The sequence below is a fragment of the Agaribacterium sp. ZY112 genome (genome assembly GCF_041346925.1).
In the GTDB taxonomy this organism is placed as follows: Bacteria; Pseudomonadota; Gammaproteobacteria; order Pseudomonadales; family Cellvibrionaceae; genus Agaribacterium.
Genome location: NZ_CP166840.1, coordinates 2,956,594 through 2,974,391 on the forward strand (window position 1 = coordinate 2,956,594; position 17,798 = coordinate 2,974,391).

The 17,798-nt window shown below is 46.0% G+C and carries 18 protein-coding genes; 11 read left to right on the top strand and 7 right to left on the bottom strand.

The features are described from left to right. Nucleotide 1: 1 nt before the first annotated feature. A complete protein-coding gene (locus tag AB1S55_RS12855) occupies nucleotides 2-535 on the bottom strand; it encodes a hypothetical protein (RefSeq protein WP_370978581.1) in 534 nt (177 codons plus the stop codon). Between the two features lie 97 nt (nucleotides 536-632). Between AB1S55_RS12855 and AB1S55_RS12860 the strand changes: the two genes are divergently transcribed. Then, nucleotides 633-878 (top strand): helix-turn-helix domain-containing protein, encoded by a 246-nt coding sequence (locus tag AB1S55_RS12860; RefSeq protein ID WP_370978582.1) that lies wholly within the window; start codon nucleotides 633-635, stop codon nucleotides 876-878. Between the two features lie 47 nt (nucleotides 879-925). Here the strand turns inward: AB1S55_RS12860 and AB1S55_RS12865 are convergent, their stop codons facing one another. Continuing rightward, nucleotides 926-1,927 (bottom strand): site-specific integrase, encoded by a 1,002-nt coding sequence (locus AB1S55_RS12865; protein ID WP_370978583.1) that lies wholly within the window; start codon nucleotides 1,925-1,927, stop codon nucleotides 926-928. A 202-nt stretch (nucleotides 1,928-2,129) separates the two neighbouring features. Between AB1S55_RS12865 and AB1S55_RS12870 the strand changes: the two genes are divergently transcribed. Beyond that, nucleotides 2,130-3,179 carry a DNA-binding protein gene (locus tag AB1S55_RS12870; RefSeq protein WP_370978584.1) on the top strand — a complete coding sequence of 350 codons (1,050 nt, stop codon included), beginning with the start codon at nucleotides 2,130-2,132 and terminating at the stop codon, nucleotides 3,177-3,179. Nucleotides 3,180-3,283: 104 nt separating this feature from the next. Here the strand turns inward: AB1S55_RS12870 and cadR are convergent, their stop codons facing one another. Beyond that, nucleotides 3,284-3,691, bottom strand: coding sequence for a Cd(II)/Pb(II)-responsive transcriptional regulator (cadR, locus tag AB1S55_RS12875; RefSeq protein WP_370978585.1), 408 nt, complete (start codon nucleotides 3,689-3,691; stop codon nucleotides 3,284-3,286). A 114-nt stretch (nucleotides 3,692-3,805) separates the two neighbouring features. Here cadR and AB1S55_RS12880 point away from each other — a divergent pair, with 114 nt between their 5' ends. The 7 genes from AB1S55_RS12880 (at nucleotide 3,806) to AB1S55_RS12910 (ending at nucleotide 12,188) form a co-directional block, all read left to right on the top strand. Next, nucleotides 3,806-4,111: a hypothetical protein gene (locus AB1S55_RS12880; protein ID WP_370978586.1), complete on the top strand. Its 306-nt coding sequence runs from the start codon at nucleotides 3,806-3,808 to the stop codon at nucleotides 4,109-4,111. Nucleotides 4,112-4,221: 110 nt separating this feature from the next. Next, a complete protein-coding gene (locus AB1S55_RS12885) occupies nucleotides 4,222-5,442 on the top strand; it encodes a TolC family protein (RefSeq protein WP_370978587.1) in 1,221 nt (406 codons plus the stop codon). Nucleotides 5,443-5,498: 56 nt separating this feature from the next. After that, entirely contained in the window at nucleotides 5,499-5,738 is a 240-nt protein-coding gene (locus tag AB1S55_RS12890; RefSeq protein WP_370978588.1) for a hypothetical protein, read from the top strand. Next, nucleotides 5,738-6,835, top strand: a complete 1,098-nt coding sequence (locus AB1S55_RS12895; protein WP_370978589.1) for an efflux RND transporter periplasmic adaptor subunit — start codon at nucleotides 5,738-5,740, stop codon at nucleotides 6,833-6,835. Before AB1S55_RS12890 ends, AB1S55_RS12895 begins: the two co-directional genes overlap by 1 nt. A gap of 12 nt (nucleotides 6,836-6,847) precedes the next feature. Then, the gene (locus tag AB1S55_RS12900; protein ID WP_370978590.1) at nucleotides 6,848-9,955 is read left to right on the top strand and encodes an efflux RND transporter permease subunit; all 3,108 of its coding nucleotides are present in this window, start codon (nucleotides 6,848-6,850) and stop codon (nucleotides 9,953-9,955) included. A 527-nt stretch (nucleotides 9,956-10,482) separates the two neighbouring features. Then, a complete protein-coding gene (locus tag AB1S55_RS12905; RefSeq protein ID WP_370978591.1) occupies nucleotides 10,483-10,926 on the top strand; it encodes a LexA family protein in 444 nt (147 codons plus the stop codon). A 2-nt stretch (nucleotides 10,927-10,928) separates the two neighbouring features. After that, entirely contained in the window at nucleotides 10,929-12,188 is a 1,260-nt protein-coding gene (locus AB1S55_RS12910) for a Y-family DNA polymerase (RefSeq protein WP_370978592.1), read from the top strand. 213 nt (nucleotides 12,189-12,401) lie between these two features. Here AB1S55_RS12910 and AB1S55_RS12915 read toward each other — a convergent pair whose 3' ends face one another. The 3 genes from AB1S55_RS12915 to AB1S55_RS12925 form a co-directional block, all read right to left on the bottom strand. Beyond that, nucleotides 12,402-13,250 carry a hypothetical protein gene (locus AB1S55_RS12915; protein ID WP_370978593.1) on the bottom strand — a complete coding sequence of 283 codons (849 nt, stop codon included), beginning with the start codon at nucleotides 13,248-13,250 and terminating at the stop codon, nucleotides 12,402-12,404. 265 nt (nucleotides 13,251-13,515) lie between these two features. After that, nucleotides 13,516-13,701, bottom strand: coding sequence for a carbon storage regulator (locus tag AB1S55_RS12920; RefSeq protein WP_370978594.1), 186 nt, complete (start codon nucleotides 13,699-13,701; stop codon nucleotides 13,516-13,518). Nucleotides 13,702-13,786: 85 nt separating this feature from the next. Continuing rightward, nucleotides 13,787-14,065 carry a hypothetical protein gene (locus tag AB1S55_RS12925; RefSeq protein WP_370978595.1) on the bottom strand — a complete coding sequence of 93 codons (279 nt, stop codon included), beginning with the start codon at nucleotides 14,063-14,065 and terminating at the stop codon, nucleotides 13,787-13,789. Nucleotides 14,066-14,437: 372 nt separating this feature from the next. On the opposite strand from AB1S55_RS12925, the gene AB1S55_RS12930 reads away from it, so the two are divergent. Continuing rightward, on the top strand, nucleotides 14,438-15,160 hold the full coding sequence (locus AB1S55_RS12930; RefSeq protein ID WP_370978596.1) for an AHH domain-containing protein: 723 nt from the start codon (nucleotides 14,438-14,440) through the stop codon (nucleotides 15,158-15,160). Next, on the top strand, nucleotides 15,153-15,725 hold the full coding sequence (locus tag AB1S55_RS12935) for a hypothetical protein (protein WP_370978597.1): 573 nt from the start codon (nucleotides 15,153-15,155) through the stop codon (nucleotides 15,723-15,725). Before AB1S55_RS12930 ends, AB1S55_RS12935 begins: the two co-directional genes overlap by 8 nt. A gap of 375 nt (nucleotides 15,726-16,100) precedes the next feature. Here the strand turns inward: AB1S55_RS12935 and AB1S55_RS12940 are convergent, their stop codons facing one another. Beyond that, nucleotides 16,101-17,255 (bottom strand): SH3 domain-containing protein, encoded by a 1,155-nt coding sequence (locus tag AB1S55_RS12940; RefSeq protein ID WP_370978598.1) that lies wholly within the window; start codon nucleotides 17,253-17,255, stop codon nucleotides 16,101-16,103. Nucleotides 17,256-17,798: the final 543 nt, after the last annotated feature.

The following is a 17,798-nucleotide window of genomic DNA, read 5'->3' on the forward strand; positions in this document are numbered from 1 at the left end:
ACTAACCGTTCTTTTCCGCGCTCGTAATTAAGTTTTCAAGAGCCTTCATCTTACCCAGTAAACGATAGTTCTCGTCTCTGACAGCCTGAAATCGGTGGGTTGCGAGGCGCTTCAGCTCAGGGTAAGCATGTTCGACCCGTTTGTACTCTTCGATTTCGCTCATTTGCGTAATGATGGTCTTGCGGTATTGCTCTAATTCTTTGGAGAGGTTCTGGAAGGCATTAGAGTCTTCTTGAACTGGTGAGCTTGATGCAAGGTCCTCATAAGGTTCGCCACTGGCGATATCGTTATGAAGCTTGGGCAGTATTTTAAAGTGGTCACGATTTTTGATTTCGTCGGTGCTTTTTTCCAGCCAGCCCCAGCGCTCAAAGGTGACAAATTTCCCTGCGACCCAGCGTCGAGCCTTTGCAGGATCCGCGTTGCTAAACTCAAGCTGCGTGAGCAATTGGTCGCGTACATCGGTGACGGTGAAGGTGCAATGGCCCAGTGACATGAGTATTGAAATTAGCCGTTGTTGGTTTTGTTCTGAGTTCATGGCGCTGAAATCGTTAAAAAATGAGGATTATAGGCCGTGGTTATAGGGTCCTCAAGAAGGACAGAATCTGTCCTTTTGGGCGTCTGGCAAGATCAACATGGAGAGCTTGGATAGTCAGTTTGGTGAACGTGTACGCAGCGCGCGTAAGCGCCGTCATGTGTCGCAAGAAGAGCTGGCCGGGCGTGCGGTGATCGACCGCAGTTACATGAGTCGGATTGAGCGGGGCATCGTTAGTGTCTCCTTGGAAAAGGTGTACCTCATTGCGCAGGCTCTAGACTGTGACTTAAGTGAATTGTTGCCCCCCAAAGATGGCGTGACTATTGGTGACCGCTGCCCGCGATAATTCGGCGTTAACTACCTACACGTTAAGGGATTCGAGGCGCGTGTAACCTATGTCTTTTTTAGAAGCGCATTGGCTTTGGCTAGCAGTGACGTATTGGCGTTGTCTTCAAGCTGCTTGCCTTCTTCTATATATCCCCACACTGTCGCATCACTGCGCCAGCCGCCTTGTTTCTTGATGAGTTCAAACGGAATGTCTTCACGTGCGGCAGAAGTCGAGAGTCCGCGTCGTAAGCTATGCGCACTTAAATCCGGGACAAACTCAAATTGGCAAGTGGTCCCCAGTTGCTTGAGTAATTCGTTGACTGCACCGGGATTCATTGCAGTGCCTTTTAGTTGTCCCCAGCGCGTCATGGATTGGAAAACTGGTCCGCTAGTGATGTCACTTTGTTTAAGCCAGGTTTGGAGTGCCGTACCGGGACATATGGCATCGTGTCCGAAGGGAAGGGCGCGCACCTGACCTTCACCACTTTGATCCGTCTTCGATTTGGGCAGCTGAACGAGTAGGCCTTCGTCTTCCCAGGTCAAATCTTCCCATTGAATGCCTACCAATTCACTGCGTCGAAAGGCCCCAAAAAAACCAATTAACAATAGGGCTAAATCGCGGGCGCCTTTTAAACTGGCTGGTTGGGCTTGAAGGTGTGCCACCATCGCTACGATATGCTCTAGTCGTAAGGCCTTTGCTTTCTGTTTGGGGCGGCCATGTATTCGGCGAATGCCTTCCATTGTTTTTTTGATCTGCGGGTCGTCGACCGGGTTACGAAAGCGTTGGGTGTGATGCCATTGCGCGATGGCCGTTAAGTGTAGGTCTAGAGTTCTTGGATTGGCCTGCTCAGCTTTATCGAGCAGATAACGGAGAAGGGTTGGGACATCGGTCGGCAACAATCCGCCCCAGCGCTCAAATTGACGAATCGCGGAACGGTACGTTTTACGTGTATTGTCCGAGGTGGCGGCATGCACATACTGCTGAAGCTTAGCGTCATCCGGCTGTTGAGGTAACTGTCCCTCAATCGTCCTAGCTGGTAGCGGGGTGGAGTGGTACTTGTCCTGCATTATTCGTCGCCTGGTGTGCTGTAAGTGTGAAACAGGGTGTGTACCGTGTTTTTGAATGAGCTAAGTTTACCCTATATTTCTAACCTGCGATAAGAGTCATTATCGTAGGTTAGAAATCTAATGTTTTAATTACTTTTCCTTATAAATATTACGTTATAATACGTACCCTGTAATACAGTATGAAATAATCAGAGAGGCAATAATGGCGCGACCCGGTGTTACCTATTACGATATTCAACAAGCCGCCCAAGCTATTCAGGGGCAGGGCGCGGCACCTACGATTGATCGTGTACGAGCGCACCTTGGAACAGGAAGTAAAAGCACAATAGCTCCGCTGTTAAAGCGTTGGCGTCTCGAATCAGAAGTTCACCAGGATGCCCCAGGGCTCCCACCTTCAATATTGACGGCCGCAAAAACGGTGTTTGAAGCCTGTCAAGCGGAGGCGAACCTACGCATCGCTGATGCCGAAGAAAAAATGGCAGTAAAGTGCCGACAGAAAGAGGCAGACTTGATTACGGAAAAGAGCAGGACTCGCCGTTTAGAGGATGAATGTCAATCACTTAAAGAACGCCTTAAAGAGGCTCAGAAAATTTTAGATGACGAAGAGGCAAAGCGTAAGGCTGTAACAACGGAGCTGGAAGGTAAAACAGCGAGCCTAATTAAAGGCCAGACTCGGCTCGCTGAGCGGGAAAACGAAATCAATGAGCTTAAAGTCGAGCGAGGCCGTATGCGCGATCACCTTACGCACTTTCAACAGCAAAGTGCGCGGGAAAGAGAACGAGAGCAACAAAGCGCACAGGCTGCTCAGCGCACCTTGCAAGAACGCATCGCTGCATTGACGGAAGTTGTGCGAACCACCGAAGTTAAGCTGTCGAAGATAGAAGTCTTATATTCAACCACGCTGTCAGACAATAATAACCTTAATCAGGCGCTGCTGAGTAACAGCGAGCAAACCGAATCGCTGCAAGTTGAGCTAAACGAAATAGCTAGGCAAAGAGATAACGCGCGAACTTCAAGCACACACTATCAAAACCAATATGATAATGCCTCTGCAGCGCTCGCAGAAAACGCTGAAAATTTTGGAAGAATGTCAGCTGAAAAAGGGCAATTAGGCTTGCTAGTTGATGAACTTAAATCTAAAAATACGAAACTAGAAAACAAAATAGCGTCAGTGCTGGAGCAAAACCAACTCCTAACGGATGATCAAAGAGTCTTAAGTACACAACTCGAACAATTGAAATCTGGGACCTAAAGGTAATCTCTAGGGGAATTTACCGCATCACTGGTCTTTGTATAACAAACATACCTGAGAGGCACCTTTGGGAAAGTGTCATGAGTTCATCTAACTACCTCTCTTTATTTGTGTGTGTGGGGGGGGGGAGCAAGTCCCTCTAAAATTCCACACTGCCCGACCTTTTTGGAACTCGTGCAGCGATGTCTCAGGGTACTCAAATCAAGGTGGAGTTTTTTAAGTTCTTCGATACGTGACTCCACGAGGTTTAGATGGTGGTCGATCATGTAATTAACCTCCTCGCAACCGGATTCAGGTGAACTTTTTAGCTCGTTCAGCTGCTTGATTTCTTTGAGGGTCAAATCTAGGGAGCGGCAATGCTTAATAAACTGCAGTTTTTCAAGGGTGTGATTATCGTAAAGGCGAAAGTTCCCCTCAGTACGTGAGGAGGCTGCGATAAGCCCCACCTTTTCGTAATAGCGAATGGTCTGAATTGAGCAACCGCTTGATTTAGACAATTTACCAATTTTCACTACCAAATCCTTGACTCTATACTAGCTATAGAGTCTATACTCGCCTCATTAACTAGATCAACTGATTTTAATCCTGTGAAATTACGTGCCTTAACCTATCTGCTTCTGCTGCTTATGACTATACAGTCAGCGGCAAGTGTGGCTGATATTCATGCGGCACACCAATCGGGCTTAGAGCATTTGGCCTTTGACGATCATCAGCACCCAGAAGGTGAGCGCCTTACTGACTCCATTGCCCAATCTGAAAGTGGAGAGCATGATTGCCACCATTGTTGTCATTGCCAGGGGCATTCCTCACCCGCTTTTGTATTAGCTTTTGATTGCATTTATTTGAACAGGGCTTCATCTCCTGTTCCCGATTATTCTGACCGCGTTATCGCGGACACTTTCGATACTTTTCTGCGCCCTCCCAAAGCTTAAGTCCTTTTAAAAATGTATTGACCCGCTCTAGCGGAAATCACGACTTTAATTAGGACTTTTCCATGCGAAATACCTTACTTTCCAGGTGTAAGTGCACTTGGCTCTGCCTTATGGTTTTACTCTGTAATTCAGTTACGGCTCTAGCTACAGAAAATCTGAATGCACTAACTTTAAAAAAAGCGTTGGAACTAACGCTGGCACATAACCCTCAACTTTTTCGATACCGCTTCACGACAGAAGCATTGACCGCGCAAAAACAAAATAACTCCTTCCGCCCAGCGTTGGCGCTTGAGTTAGAGGTCGAAAACTTTGCTGGCTCAGGAGCTAATGAAGGCTTTGAATCAGCGGAAACCACACTTGCACTGTCATCAGTGATCGAGCTTGGCGGTAAGCGTCAGGCGCGCCTCTCTTATGCGGATGCCCGTTTAAATCAAGCCAAGTGGGAACAACAAGCCGAAACACTCGACGTGCTCGGAAAATTAACCGAGCTTTATATCGAAGGATTGGCGACGCAAGCTAACATGCAACTGGCTAAAGAATCATTGGCCTTATCCAAATCGCTGCTTAATACAGTAAAAATACGCTCTGCACGAGGTGCCACACCGGAAGCCGAAGTAATGCGCGCTCATGCGGCGCTTACGCGATCCGAGATTCGGCTCGCTACACTGCAGGCGAAATTTGAACGTCAACAAATATTGCTTGCTCGATTCTGGGGTGAGACTAGCGTAAGTTTTGACATGCTGGAAGGTAGTCTTTTTAATTTTGGAACTACCACCAGTTTTGAGCAGCTTTATGCACGTATTCAAAAATCTCCCGCCATACAGGTACTTGCTAGTGAGGCGCGCATTAGAGATGCGCAGATAACACTGGCACGTGCGAACGGTAGCAGCGATTTAAGCTGGCGAGCAGGTATAAAACGCTTTGAAGAAACAGGGGATTCGGCATTTGTCGCCGGGCTTTCTATCCCCCTATTCTCAGGTAAGCGCAACAGCGGCGAAGTTAAGACCGCACTTGCTCAACGGAATGCTGTGGATTACGCAAAAAAAGATCAACTTTTACAATTACATGCACGGCTTTTTGAGAGCTGGTCACTAAGAAAACAAAGCATTGCTGCCATTAATCTTACCCAAAAATCTGCTATTCCCGCTTTGGAGAAAGCTCTCAAGCTGACTACAGAAGGTTTTGAACATGGGCGTTATCGCTACCTTGATTTAATCGCCGCCCAGGAAGAATTGCTCGCCAGTAAGCAGGCGCTTATCGATGCCGCCACAACAGCTCTCGTGAGTCAGGCTGTCATTGAAAAGCTAACAAGTGAAGCACTCAACCCTTAATGTTTAAACCGTTTTATTCAGGTTTGATCCGTATCAGGCCTTAGGAGTTTATGACTATGAAAACCTTATTTATCACATTACTGACCGTATATATTTTTGCTTTCAATATGTCCGCTTTCGCAGCAGACGACTATGGCCATAAACATGGGCATTCCGAAAAGCATAAAGAACGTCATGCTGAAGGCGATCATGCGCGACACGACGATCATATAGATCACAAAGAGCAGGATTCAGAACACCTTGACGATCATGATCGCGCGCATGACAGAAAAGAAGAAGCAAAGGGAGAGAAATAATGAAGACCTTAACAACATTGCTCCCTAACAAAAAAACTAAAAAGAAAAAGTTGGTTTTAGCTACGCTCTTTGCCCAGGTGTTGCTATTCAGTATTTCTCCATTAAATGCTTGGTCGAAGGAAGAGCACGAGCACGAGCACGAGCACGAGCATGAAGCATCAGAACAACATGCACCGCACCTTGAAGAGGGTGATCATGACGAGCACGAGGACCATGTTGATCAGGATGATGGGCATGGTCATGACCACGGTGTTCATGGAGAAGGAGAAGAAGATGAACACGAGCACGGTGAGGCTAACTCTAGCCGTATAGAAGATTCTATGGCCAAGCAAGTGGGTATCGTTACCTCAGTGGCGGGTTCGCAGGAGCTTCATCAGACCATTACGGTATACGGCGCGATTGTTCCTGCACCGGAACAACTTAGTCATGTACGTGCGCGTTTTGAGGGTATGGTTACCTCTGTCAAAGTCACCCTTGGTGATCGAGTAAAAACTGGCGACGTATTGGCTGAAATTGAATCCAATGAAAGTCTGAAAACTTATGCAATCCGCTCGCCGATTACTGGACGAATAGTTCAGCGTCATGCCAATACCGGCGAAGTGACAAAAGACCAGGTTCTGTTTTCCATCGCAAACTTTGACACTGTTTGGGCGGAACTGCGTGTCTATCCTGCACAGCAGTCTTCGGTTACAGAAGGTCAAGCGGTTCACATACTAGCAAGCAATATCAGTGTGGAATCCAAAGTGGATCACATGGTGGCGTCAATGGAATCTCCTTATATGGTGGCGCGCGTCTTGTTGGCCAATAAGAAACACACTTTATCTCCGGGAATAATGATTGAAGCGCGCGTGGAAACCGGCCGTTTTTCGGTTCCTATAGCGGTAGTAAAAGATGCGGTGCAAACGCTGGGTGGACGCCAAGGCGTATTCGTTAAGGCCGGTGATGATTATCGCTTTACACCACTTGTGTTGGGTAAAAGTGATGATCATTTCTATGAAGTTATCGATGGGCTTGAGGCGAACAGTAGATATGTCAGTGAGAATAGCTATTTAATTAAAGCTGATATCGAAAAATCCGAAGCAGAACACGATCACTAATCGAGGCACGCTATGATTGATTCAATTTTGCGCCTCGCGATCGAGCGGCGCTTACTGATTTTATGTTTTATTTTTGTGATCGTCGGTGTCGGTGCGTGGAGTTATCAAAAGCTCCCCATCGATGCCGTTCCAGATATCACCAACGTCCAGGTACAAATTAATACAGCAGCACCAGGTTACTCACCACTGGAATCGGAGCAACGCATTACCTATCCAGTGGAAACCGCATTAGCCGGCTTGCCCAAGCTTTCGTACACACGCTCTCTTTCACGTTACGGTTTGTCGCAAGTGACTGTGGTCTTCGAGGAAGGTACGGATATTTATTTTGCGCGCAACCTGATAAGCGCCAGGCTCGGCGCAATAAAGAGTGTTCTCCCGCCAGGGCTTGAGCCTGAGATGGGGCCCATCTCTACTGGATTAGGTGAGATTTTTATGTACACGGTACAGGCCGAAGCCAACGCAAAAATGGCCAATGGCGAGCCTTACACCGCGACCGCATTACGGGAAATCCAAGACTGGATTATCAAACCGCAGCTTGCACAGGTGAAAGGTGTTATTGAAGTAAACAGTATTGGTGGCTACAACAAGCAATACCACGTGATGCCGGATCCTACAAAGTTGCTCGTTTATAAGGTCAGTATCGAAGATCTTGTACAAGCTTTAAAGGCTAACAATGATAACCGTGGCGCGGGTTATATTGAACGTAACGGCCAACAACTCCTGGTGCGCTCACCAGGCCAGCTTGCTTCGATCGAAGACATCGGTAATGTCATTATCACCGAACATGACACCGTGCCCATTAAAATTAAAGACGTGGCCGATATCGATATCGGTAAGGAATTACGCACTGGTGCCGCAACACGAGACGGCGTAGAAACTGTTTTAGGCACCGCGATGATGTTGATCGGTGCTAATTCGCGCACCGTTGCGCAAGACGTGGCGAGTAAGCTAGATGATATTCAAGCCTCATTACCAGAGGGCGTAGTCGCTGAAGCCGTCTACGACCGCACGGCATTGGTCGACAAAGCGATTGCAACGGTTTCCAAAAACCTTATGGAAGGTGCACTTCTGGTCATCGTTGTGCTGTTTCTTTTGTTGGGCAACTTTCGCGCGGCGCTGATCACTGCTGCTGTAATTCCCTTAGCTATGTTGATGACCATTACCGGCATGGTGAAAACGGGAGTCTCTGCGAATTTAATGAGCCTTGGCGCACTCGATTTTGGTTTGATCGTCGACGGTGCTGTGATTATTGTTGAAAACTGTGTTCGCCGCTTGGGCGAGCATCAACATAAAAACGGCCAGCAAGATTTACGTGAACGCTTGAATACCGTGTTCGAAGCCACATCGGAAGTCATTCGCCCAAGCTTATTTGGTGTTGCCATTATTACCATCGTTTACATTCCAATCTTTAGTCTCACTGGGGTTGAAGGAAAAATGTTTCATCCAATGGCGGCAACCGTGGTCATGGCCCTACTTTTCGCCATGGCACTTTCGCTAACCGTCGTGCCCGCTGCGGTCGCCGTGTTTATGAATGGCAAAATCAGTGAAAAGGAAAGTATTGTCATCACTAAGGCTAAATTGGCTTACCGCCCGTTACTCAAACTTGCGCTTAAATTCCGCTTGGCTGTGGTGAGTTTTGCTACCTGCTTAGTGGTGTTTTGTTTGTGGTTGGCTTCAACCATGGGATCTGAATTTATTCCGCAACTGAATGAAGGTGACATCGCTCTTCACGCGATGCGTATTCCTGGCACGGGGCTTGAACAAGCGGTGGAAATGCAGGAAATCCTTGAGAAAAGAATTAAATCCTTTCCCGAAGTCGATAAGGTTTTTGCGCGTATCGGTACAGCAGAAGTGGCGACCGACCCTATGCCACCTAATGTTGCGGATAACTTTGTGATCCTTAAACCAAGAAGTGAGTGGCCAGACACCACTAAAACCAAGGATGAACTTGTTGAGGAGATAGAGCGCGCACTGGAAGAATTGCCTGGCAACAACTACGAGTTTACCCAACCGATTCAGATGCGCTTTAACGAATTAATTTCGGGCGTGCGTTCAGACTTGGGCATCAAGATATTTGGTGATGACCTAGACCAACTGGTACTGACGGCAAGCGATGTGCTTAAGGTTGTAAATGGTATTGAAGGGGCGGCGGATGCGCGCGTCGAGCAGGTCACCGGCTTGCCGACACTCTCAGTGATACCCAATCGCACAGCCTTAGGTCGTTACGGATTAAATGTCGCTGAATTGCAAGACTGGGTATCCGCAGCCATTGGTGGCGAATCGGCAGGCATTGTTTATGAAGGCGATAGACGTTTTGAGCTCATTGTGCGCTTGCCAGAGACCACACGCCGAGACATTGATCGATTGAAGTTTCTGCCTGTCCCGCTTACAAACGGCGACTATGTTCCTCTAGAAGATATCGCAACTTTAGACATCTCGCCTGCGCCTGCGCAAATCAGTCGTGAAAACGGCAAACGTCGCATTGTGGTAACGGCTAACGTACGTGGTCGTGACTTGGGCAGCTTTGTAAAAGAAGTACAGGAAACAATTCGCGAAAAGACTGACATCCCCCCCGGTTATTGGTTGGATTATGGCGGTACTTTTGAACAATTGGAATCGGCCAGTCAGCGTCTATCCATAGTGGTTCCGCTAACTCTTCTGGTCATTTTGGGCATTCTGGTGATGGCGTTCTCTTCGCTCAAAGATGCTTTGATTATTTTCAGTGGTGTTCCGCTCGCGCTCACGGGCGGTGTGTTGTCTTTATATTTGCGCGATATGCCGATGTCTATCTCCGCCGGTATTGGTTTTATTGCTCTTTCTGGAGTGGCCGTACTCAATGGCTTGGTGATGCTGGCTTTTATTCGTCAGCTCTGGCATGAAACAGGACGGCTAAATGAATCAATCATAGAGGGCGCAATGATACGTTTGCGGCCGGTTTTGATGACCGCGTTGGTGGCTAGCCTAGGTTTTGTACCCATGGCCTTGAATACAGGTACTGGTGCTGAAGTACAGCGGCCGCTCGCAACGGTTGTGATTGGCGGTATTATTTCATCGACAATTTTAACACTGCTTGTACTTCCGATTTTGTACCAGTGGATACACAGACAAGAAACTAGATAAGTTTAAAGGAGGCCCTCTCAAAATGGGAGGGCGTTAAACGCATTAATTGTTTGTTTTTTGTCAATCTATTTTGTGTTGTTTTTCGGTGCCGTTGTCCTGTGGCGTAACTATGAAGCTTCAAAAAATACCGGAATTGATGTTCGCTTAGGTCTAAGCTCTTTCAAATTTAAACCTGAATCTACTAAAACACGGGTCTTTAAGAGCCCAACTCAATCTTGTTTAACGGTCAATTGCAATCAGCTATTTAAAGAAGCTGTTGAATCATTTGAATTAAAGGGCGTTACTTTCGAACGAGAGCTCTTAGTTCGCTCACCATTTGAATGAGTTCGAAAGCTAGCGGCCAAATAATATTAAATAGCCCTTTGCTTGCTATCAGTACTTTGCTCAATTCGCCGTTATCATGACGAATTCACTGGGGGATGATGAATTCACCAAAATGCGGTGAATTGCGGTGAATTCAGTGATTATTATGCGTAGCTTTCACTGCATGATATACTGTATGAATGTACAGCTAAGGTATCATTGCTATGCCAGTTAATATCATCCTTGAACCCCGTTCTGATAAGCCTTACAGCAACAAGATCCATCGTTACGTGATGTACAGCTCTAGAGTTTCGTGTGGTTTTCCTTCGCCTGCAGATGACTTTAGTGAAGAGACACTCAATCTCTCGGAGTACCTGATTAAGCATCCATCATCGACCTTTTTTGCGCGGGCCGAGGGAGAGTCCATGCATGGCGCGGGCATAAGCGACGGCGATCTATTAGTGGTGGATAGAGCTCAGCCCTATGTTCAAGGTGCTATAGCAATTGTCAGTGTATGTGGTGAATTAACCTGCAAAAAACTCGACTTAAAGCAACAGCGCTTACTGGCGGCGAACTCTAGCTTTCCTCCCATACCCATTACCGAAGACCTTGATACCATTATCGAGGGCATTGTGATCTGGGTGGTTAAGAATACGATGCAGGTATAGTTATGTTTGCCTTGTGCGATCAACGCTCTTTCTACGCTAGTTGTGAGACCGTGTTTCGTCCTGATCTTCGAGGAAAACCCATTGTTGTCTTGAGCAATAACGACGGCTGTGTTGTCGCTCTAAATCAGCAAGCCAAAGATTTTGATATCCCGGCCTTTGCCCCATTCTTTAAGCATAAAGCCTTGATTCAAAAAGCAGGAGTCGAGGTATTTAGCTCGAACTATGCCCTCTATGGCGAGATCAGCCGCCGCATAATGAGCACTCTTGAATCAGAGGTACCAAGCCTAGAGGTCTACAGTATAGATGAAGGCTTTTGCGATTTTACTGCTGTGCCAGAGAGGGAGCTTAAGCCATTAGCTCAGCACCTACGTCAGCGCGTATATCGTGAGCAGAGAATTCCTATGGGTGTGTCAGTTGGATCTACCAAGACATTGGCGAAGCTCGGTCAGTATGCTGCCAAAAAAATCCCAAGCTTAAATGGGGTTTGTATCATTGAGAATGACCTTCAGCGTACGTGGTTAAGTGAGCGGGTACCTGTTTCGGAAGTCTGGGGTGTGGGGCGGAGGCTGAATAAGAAACTTACAGCTATGGGGGTTCACACAGCAGCACAGCTTGCAGCTATGTCGGAAGAACAGGCTCGAGCTTTAAATGGTGTTTGCCTAGCTAGAACAATTAAAGAGCTAAATGGACAGTCGTGCATACCTATGGAGTTGGTACCTGAAGTGCGGCAAAGCGTAGTTTGTAGTCGAAGCTTTGGAGAAAAGCTCACATCTGTAGGTGACCTGAAAGTCGCTGTCGCTAACTATGTTGCTCGAGCGTGTGAAAAGCTTCGGTCTCAAGATCTTTATGCGGGGCGTTTGAGTGTGTATATCCTGACTAGTCGTTTTGATACGAATGTATTTGCCGATGAATACAGTGAGAAGATACCAGGTGGAAGTAATGACAGTCGCAGAATCGCAAAGCTCGCATGCCAAATAGTTGAGCGCATTTACAAAGAAGGTTATCGCTATGCCAAAGCGGGTGTAGGTCTTATCGAACTACGCCCAGCAAGTAGCTGGCAGGGAGATTTATTTCCCATCGAGGAAAACAAAAGAAGCGCTGCGCTTATGCGTGTTATGGATGACATCGACAAAAAATATTCGCGTGGTACAGTCAAGCTTGCTTGCCAAGGAGGGGGGCAACGGTTTGAAATGCGCCAAGAAAGATTGTCGTCTAATTATTTAACACAGTGGTACGACATACCTAGTGTTAAGTGTAAGTAAACTTAACGCAAGTTTTGTAGGGTACACCTTAAAATAGTACGACAATTGCAAAAGTAACTACGAAACCTGACAAAAAGTGGAAAAGGCTTGGAGTTTATAATTAGTTTGAACCATGTCTTTAGATATTGAGAAACGTATCCTCACTATTGGTTGAGCATTAGACGCTTGGTTACGCAAGTAGCTAATTCAGCTCATTTAGTTCTTTTAGAGGAGTTAACGGTAAGTAATAGTCTCATCTGGAAAGTACTTAAACTCTTGCGCTGATTTTATTAAGTCGTAACGTTTAACACTTGCCATTTTCTGTAGTAAGTCAATAAATCTGCCTGGTAGTCGCCCCCCGTCTTTGAAAAGCTTATACGCTTCCGTCTTATCTAGAGTGTTTATATCTCTAGATTGCTCAAAGCAATCAACAGCAAAGTCACTGAATTCTTTATCTAGACCCTCAAAAGCCGAGATGTAGCTCGCCTTGTAGAATGGCGCTTTTCTGTTTTCGAAAAGACTTGCCAGCCTAACTTGGTCAGACCCAATGAATAGTGTTTGTATTAGATGCTTGCGTAAGAGCGATTGGTTAACCAAGAAACTTCGTAAAGAAGCGGTGAATTCATCAAATTCCCTATTGGTTGTGAGGTGTTGAACTTCGTCTAAAACAATAAAGATTGGCTGTCGATCGGAAACGTTTAATAGCCAGTTGATAGCAGTATTAGGAGTTAAAACCGTATTATCGATAATACCAAGTGAGGTGTTAAGGGGGGGCGCGTCAGGTGTAATGAATCTAAGCTCACTAAATCCTAGGGCATTTTTAAGCAGTCTTGTCTTGTTATAAGATTGTATAACTCCACTAGTAAAGGCCTGCCCAGGACTTTCTTTCTTTGACCAAAAATCAACATATACACAGAAGTAGCCTTCATCCTGCATGACAGGTATTAAGTCTTGCGTTGCAAAATGTGTTTTGCCTTTTTGTCGGTCTGCAAAAATAGTTTGATGGTTACTACCAAGTGCGGTGTACCCGTCATGCATTTTTTTAACGAGATCACCTCTGTGAAAATTCCAGTCTATAGCCATATTCGAATTAGCATCTTCCAGTAGCGTTGTACGCGTAATCTAGCATACAAATACTCCCAAAATACCTATCAGATTTAACGTAGGAGCGCTTCTGAACATGAACAAAAACTAGACACATCAATAGATTATCAATAAACCAAGTAACAGGATAACCTTGAGAAAAAACACGTAAAAACTCTCTTTTCAACACTACATTAATAGTGGGGTTTAGCGCCTATCGATGTTTCAAATCCTCTATAGATGGGCCTGACGTCACTCTTTAATATTAATTGCCGGCTAGTTCAGACCTTAGAATTAGTACCGATTCTGGTGCATCAATACCTATCTTGGCTTGCCCGTTTTTTGAACTAAGGAGTTCAATAACAACGAGCCCATCCTTAGTATGAAGCTCAATTTGAGAGCTATCTTCCGAGGAGTCTTCGATATAGGGTTTTCGGGTTAGAGTTAACATGCGTGCGTCCTTGCTGCTTGTTTAGGTTACGATTAGTTTTAATATAGCTCAACATGGGATAATAGAGCTTAAAACAGAATACTAATTAAGATTTAGGTTTTCCCTCTCCAATAGACTTAACGGAATCACATTCTTTGGGTATCACGAAAGCAACAAAATCCCTACCAAGACCGCTTTCTGGTTGGTTTTCTAAAGCGGTGGTGAAACTGGTGTTATGAAAACCTATAGGAATGATCGGCCCCCAGACTTCGGCATTTCCAGCAACTCCAGTATATCTACCGCCAGACGCGCAACAAAAACATTGCCTTGGGTTGTGCATCAGCTTAACAACGTCACCACAATCTCTACACAGTATTAATTTCATATCATCCTCAAATGAAACATCTGTATTGATCTGTCATAACGATGTGAAAGCATAGTAATCAATACTTTTTACGAATTTTTATAAGCGTAACATGAGTCAAAACTGTCGCGCATTCCTCTAGGCGATTGATTAAATGGTTAGTCGCTAGCGTTAAGGGGAGAGAGGCTAGTGATTCTCAATATCCATTTCCAATCACCGTTGTAAATGGTGCTTATTTTGCGTTGTAGGTAAAGGTTTATCGGGCCTATATTTAAAAATTTTTGAAGTACCACATGTAGCTGATAAGAAGTGAAAGGGAAAGCATCGAATATCCTCGACAATTAACAATAAAACACGAAAAATGTTGTATGGATAACAAAGGACATGTGGAAAATGGAATACGATCACGGCAAGCGAGTTACTCCGGAGGTCTGGGAGCTTTCTCCTTTAGATTTATCGATAGAACAGTACGAAAATCGTTGTAAGAATTATCACTATAAAAAACGTAGAGTAAGCGGCGAGACTCCGGAGGAGCGTGATCATAGGCTAGGTGAGATGAAGAAGGCCAAAGCCCTATTGGATCTAGAGAGAGGCCGTATTATGAGCTTACTGTCAGTTGAGGGGCAGCTCAAGCAGTATAGAGATGAATACAAAAGCATTGAGGATGATTTCGACAGAATTGAGGCCTATGATGCTGAGGATCATCACCCAACAAAAGTACTGGAGAATAACCTTAGGCTTGCGGGACGAGCTCAACCGAGCCCACGATTTACTGCTCATCACATTGTAGAGGGACAAGGAAAGCTAGAAATAACAAAAGATGCAAGGTTGCTTCTTGCCACTCATGATATACGAATCAATGACCCTGATAACGGTGTTTGGATGCCAAGGACTGACGATGATCGGGGGCACTGGTCAATGCCAAACGCCACGCCTCATAGCCGGATTCACACTCACAACTATGAACGTTGGGTTCACGGTCAAATCATCAACCTTCACAGTGAGAATGAGATTAGAGACAAGCTAACTTTGATTAGGGTTCATCTCAAAAATGGTACTCAACCGGAAAAAGTAACCGCAAAACCTGATAAAGAGTGGAATGGGCGTGATGTATAAAATCAGTTTTAATCATAGTAATTTCTTAAATCTTTCTTTAGATATGAAGAAACTCATGTTCACTATTGGTAGGGCACTAGGTGGAGTTAAAGAATTCCAGTCTTATCCTTGGGATAACAAATCTCTGGTTAAGTGCTGGGTTGATATAGGGGCATCTTTCATTAAAGTTGAGGGCCTTGAGCAAACCAAAGCACCAGATATCACAACTTGGAACCGTTCACACTTGGTGTTGTCCCCAGTGGCCTATAAAGCAATAGGCCTTGATCTTGAACCTTATGGAGAGTTCTTGACCATCACTATTGATGGGGAAGCTTATAAAGTATTTAACTGCCTGAATGTGGTTGAGGTAGACAGCAGTCAAAGTAAGTCGGATATTGTGAATGAACAATGGATGGGGATTAAAAGCATAGGGTTTCCCAAGGATACAATCGATAACAACTTAATTTTTAAAACAAAATTCGACCGCTGTGGAAGCCTATATTGTGGCGAGGCACTTAAAGAAATGGTAGAGCGACATAAGCTGAAAGGGGTTAATTTCCTGGATAATTTAACTGAAGACTTTTAGCCAAGAAGATGAAGGTTGTCGGTTAGAACATCGCATACTCAAAAGCTCTAGGTTTATCTACAAAAGTATGTCCGCTGGTGAGTTCAGAGTGGAGCGACTTTTAAGCCGCTGCCTCAGTTATTAAATGAGCTACGTTCATACAAAAATATCCGCGACTGAATGTCTTTAGGCATCACAGAGAAACCGTTTTATAACTGGAAAGACAAATTTAGAGCTGAGCGATCAGACGCTATTTTTAAAGGCAGATGCGCTTAAAGCCACATATAGTGCAGAGTGAGGCCTCGATACTTACCCCCTACCAAAGGGGGGCGCAATCGGTGACTGCGGGGGCAGTAGGGCGCGACGTGATGGCACGGTACCCACCCGCTTATCCTTCTAATATGTTAGCGCCACTTTTACAGCGTAGTGGTCAGAACCAAAATGGGGACCACGCTCAACGGAAAGCCTCGTGACCGAGTCAAAAATTGGCCCCCACGCATAAATGTTATCGATGGGGCTGTCCACAAAGTCACCGGCCGCGTAACTCGCACTTAAACCTTCAACCAGATTACGCATCATAAAGCCTTCACGTAACCCAGCACCAAAAATGGCATGGGTTTGGTCGTAACCAACACAGGTATTGGTCGTGCAGGAGGCATTAAAATCCACGCCCACCTTGGCCGCATCCCCGGGAGCGACATTAAAATCGCCCATCACAACGTACGACCAAGTTGGACGCTTTTCCACATCATCAATAATGGCTTCAACGACCCCCGCAGCCACGGCTTCACGCTTGTCGCTGTTACTTTTGTCGGCATAGCCATTGGCACCTTGTGAGGACTTGAGGTGCACCGCGATGACCGTTAATTGGTACGTCGGTAGATCCACCCACAACCATCCGCGTGCGCCTTTTCGTGAACGTTGCTGACTGGGTACCCAGTCAGGGACTTGAAAATCCTGATCCACTTCACGCATTGCGGGGCTATCGTCACTGGCGTAAGGGTCGACTTCAATGGAGCCGCTGAGCGGGTGAGGGGTGAGGATGGCCAACTCTTGTTTCTTGTAGGGGTTGGTATAGCTGTCTTTCGCAAAATCCGTGACCGCAAGTGACCAGTTACCAAGATTGGCGCGTTCGGCGGCATTCTTTGTTTGGTTAAGGCCAAGCGTCTCTTCGATCACAATCGCATCGGCACCTTGTACAAATTCGCCAAACTCCGCCAGCGCTTTGTTGTCGAGCCCGCCCGGACCTTCAAGGTTCCAAGTTACTAGGGTTAGGCTGTCATTGACGGGGAGCACGGTGGAATAGCTTTTGGCGACGTAACCGGTGATACCGGTTTGTGTACGGATTTTATAGTAACGGGGGACGGCGCCTAGGATCTTGGCGTGCTCACCCACTGGCAGCGTACCCAGTTTAGGGCTATCACCGTTCGCCTCGGCGCGAATGCTAAGTCCGTTGGGCGCGCGTTCGCTTGGAGTAAGCTGGTCGGCCAGCGCTGATACCGAGAGCAGTAGGCATAGCCATAGGGTAATGTGGCGAAATACGGTAAGCATAGGATGTCCTTGTCAGTGGATTGAACGGAGGATAGATCGATGACGGAGAGAGCCTAGCATGCGTGCGTGCGTGGTCGAAATCATGACAATTGATACTGTGATGTATATGTACCGCTTCCCGTTAGTTTGGTGCAACTAGTCGATACCTCGGTATTACCCTCTGAATCAACAAAAATACTACCACTGGTCTGTGGGGAATTAAGCTTTTATGTACTATTAGACTTTAGGTGAAATGGTAAAACATTGTTCATTTGTCAATACGGCTCTCGGGTTACGATAGTATCAGACTAAATAAAAGGCGGTTTCTAATTCTTTTTATTAGCACAGCTTGTTTTTTTGATCAGTACTGTAGGCCCTACTCATCACAAATAATACATTGCGCGCCACGCACCTAGATTCAGTTACACACATTAAACAACGTTTACACTAGTATTGCATGACACCACTCGAGTACAGTACCTTTAAGGTTGTCAGGTTTTTAGTTTGATGAGCTAGGAATAGCGCATAATAGTTATCACAATAAGAAATAATGTCGATAAAGGA

Excerpts from the sequence above, each read along its gene's own strand:
- AB1S55_RS12855 (WP_370978581.1), bottom strand. The coding sequence starts at position 535 with ATGAACTCAGAACAAAACCAACAACGGCTAATTTCAATACTCATGTCA.
- AB1S55_RS12860 (WP_370978582.1), top strand. The coding sequence starts at position 633 with ATGGAGAGCTTGGATAGTCAGTTTGGTGAACGTGTACGCAGCGCGCGT.
- AB1S55_RS12865 (WP_370978583.1), bottom strand. The coding sequence starts at position 1,927 with ATGCAGGACAAGTACCACTCCACCCCGCTACCAGCTAGGACGATTGAG.
- AB1S55_RS12870 (WP_370978584.1), top strand. The coding sequence starts at position 2,130 with ATGGCGCGACCCGGTGTTACCTATTACGATATTCAACAAGCCGCCCAA.
- AB1S55_RS12880 (WP_370978586.1), top strand. The coding sequence starts at position 3,806 with ATGACTATACAGTCAGCGGCAAGTGTGGCTGATATTCATGCGGCACAC.
- AB1S55_RS12885 (WP_370978587.1), top strand. The coding sequence starts at position 4,222 with ATGGTTTTACTCTGTAATTCAGTTACGGCTCTAGCTACAGAAAATCTG.
- AB1S55_RS12890 (WP_370978588.1), top strand. The coding sequence starts at position 5,499 with ATGAAAACCTTATTTATCACATTACTGACCGTATATATTTTTGCTTTC.
- AB1S55_RS12895 (WP_370978589.1), top strand. The coding sequence starts at position 5,738 with ATGAAGACCTTAACAACATTGCTCCCTAACAAAAAAACTAAAAAGAAA.
- AB1S55_RS12900 (WP_370978590.1), top strand. The coding sequence starts at position 6,848 with ATGATTGATTCAATTTTGCGCCTCGCGATCGAGCGGCGCTTACTGATT.
- AB1S55_RS12905 (WP_370978591.1), top strand. The coding sequence starts at position 10,483 with ATGCCAGTTAATATCATCCTTGAACCCCGTTCTGATAAGCCTTACAGC.
- AB1S55_RS12910 (WP_370978592.1), top strand. The coding sequence starts at position 10,929 with ATGTTTGCCTTGTGCGATCAACGCTCTTTCTACGCTAGTTGTGAGACC.
- AB1S55_RS12915 (WP_370978593.1), bottom strand. The coding sequence starts at position 13,250 with ATGGCTATAGACTGGAATTTTCACAGAGGTGATCTCGTTAAAAAAATG.
- AB1S55_RS12920 (WP_370978594.1), bottom strand. The coding sequence starts at position 13,701 with ATGTTAACTCTAACCCGAAAACCCTATATCGAAGACTCCTCGGAAGAT.
- AB1S55_RS12925 (WP_370978595.1), bottom strand. The coding sequence starts at position 14,065 with ATGAAATTAATACTGTGTAGAGATTGTGGTGACGTTGTTAAGCTGATG.
- AB1S55_RS12930 (WP_370978596.1), top strand. The coding sequence starts at position 14,438 with ATGGAATACGATCACGGCAAGCGAGTTACTCCGGAGGTCTGGGAGCTT.
- AB1S55_RS12935 (WP_370978597.1), top strand. The coding sequence starts at position 15,153 with ATGTATAAAATCAGTTTTAATCATAGTAATTTCTTAAATCTTTCTTTA.
- AB1S55_RS12940 (WP_370978598.1), bottom strand. The coding sequence starts at position 17,255 with ATGCTTACCGTATTTCGCCACATTACCCTATGGCTATGCCTACTGCTC.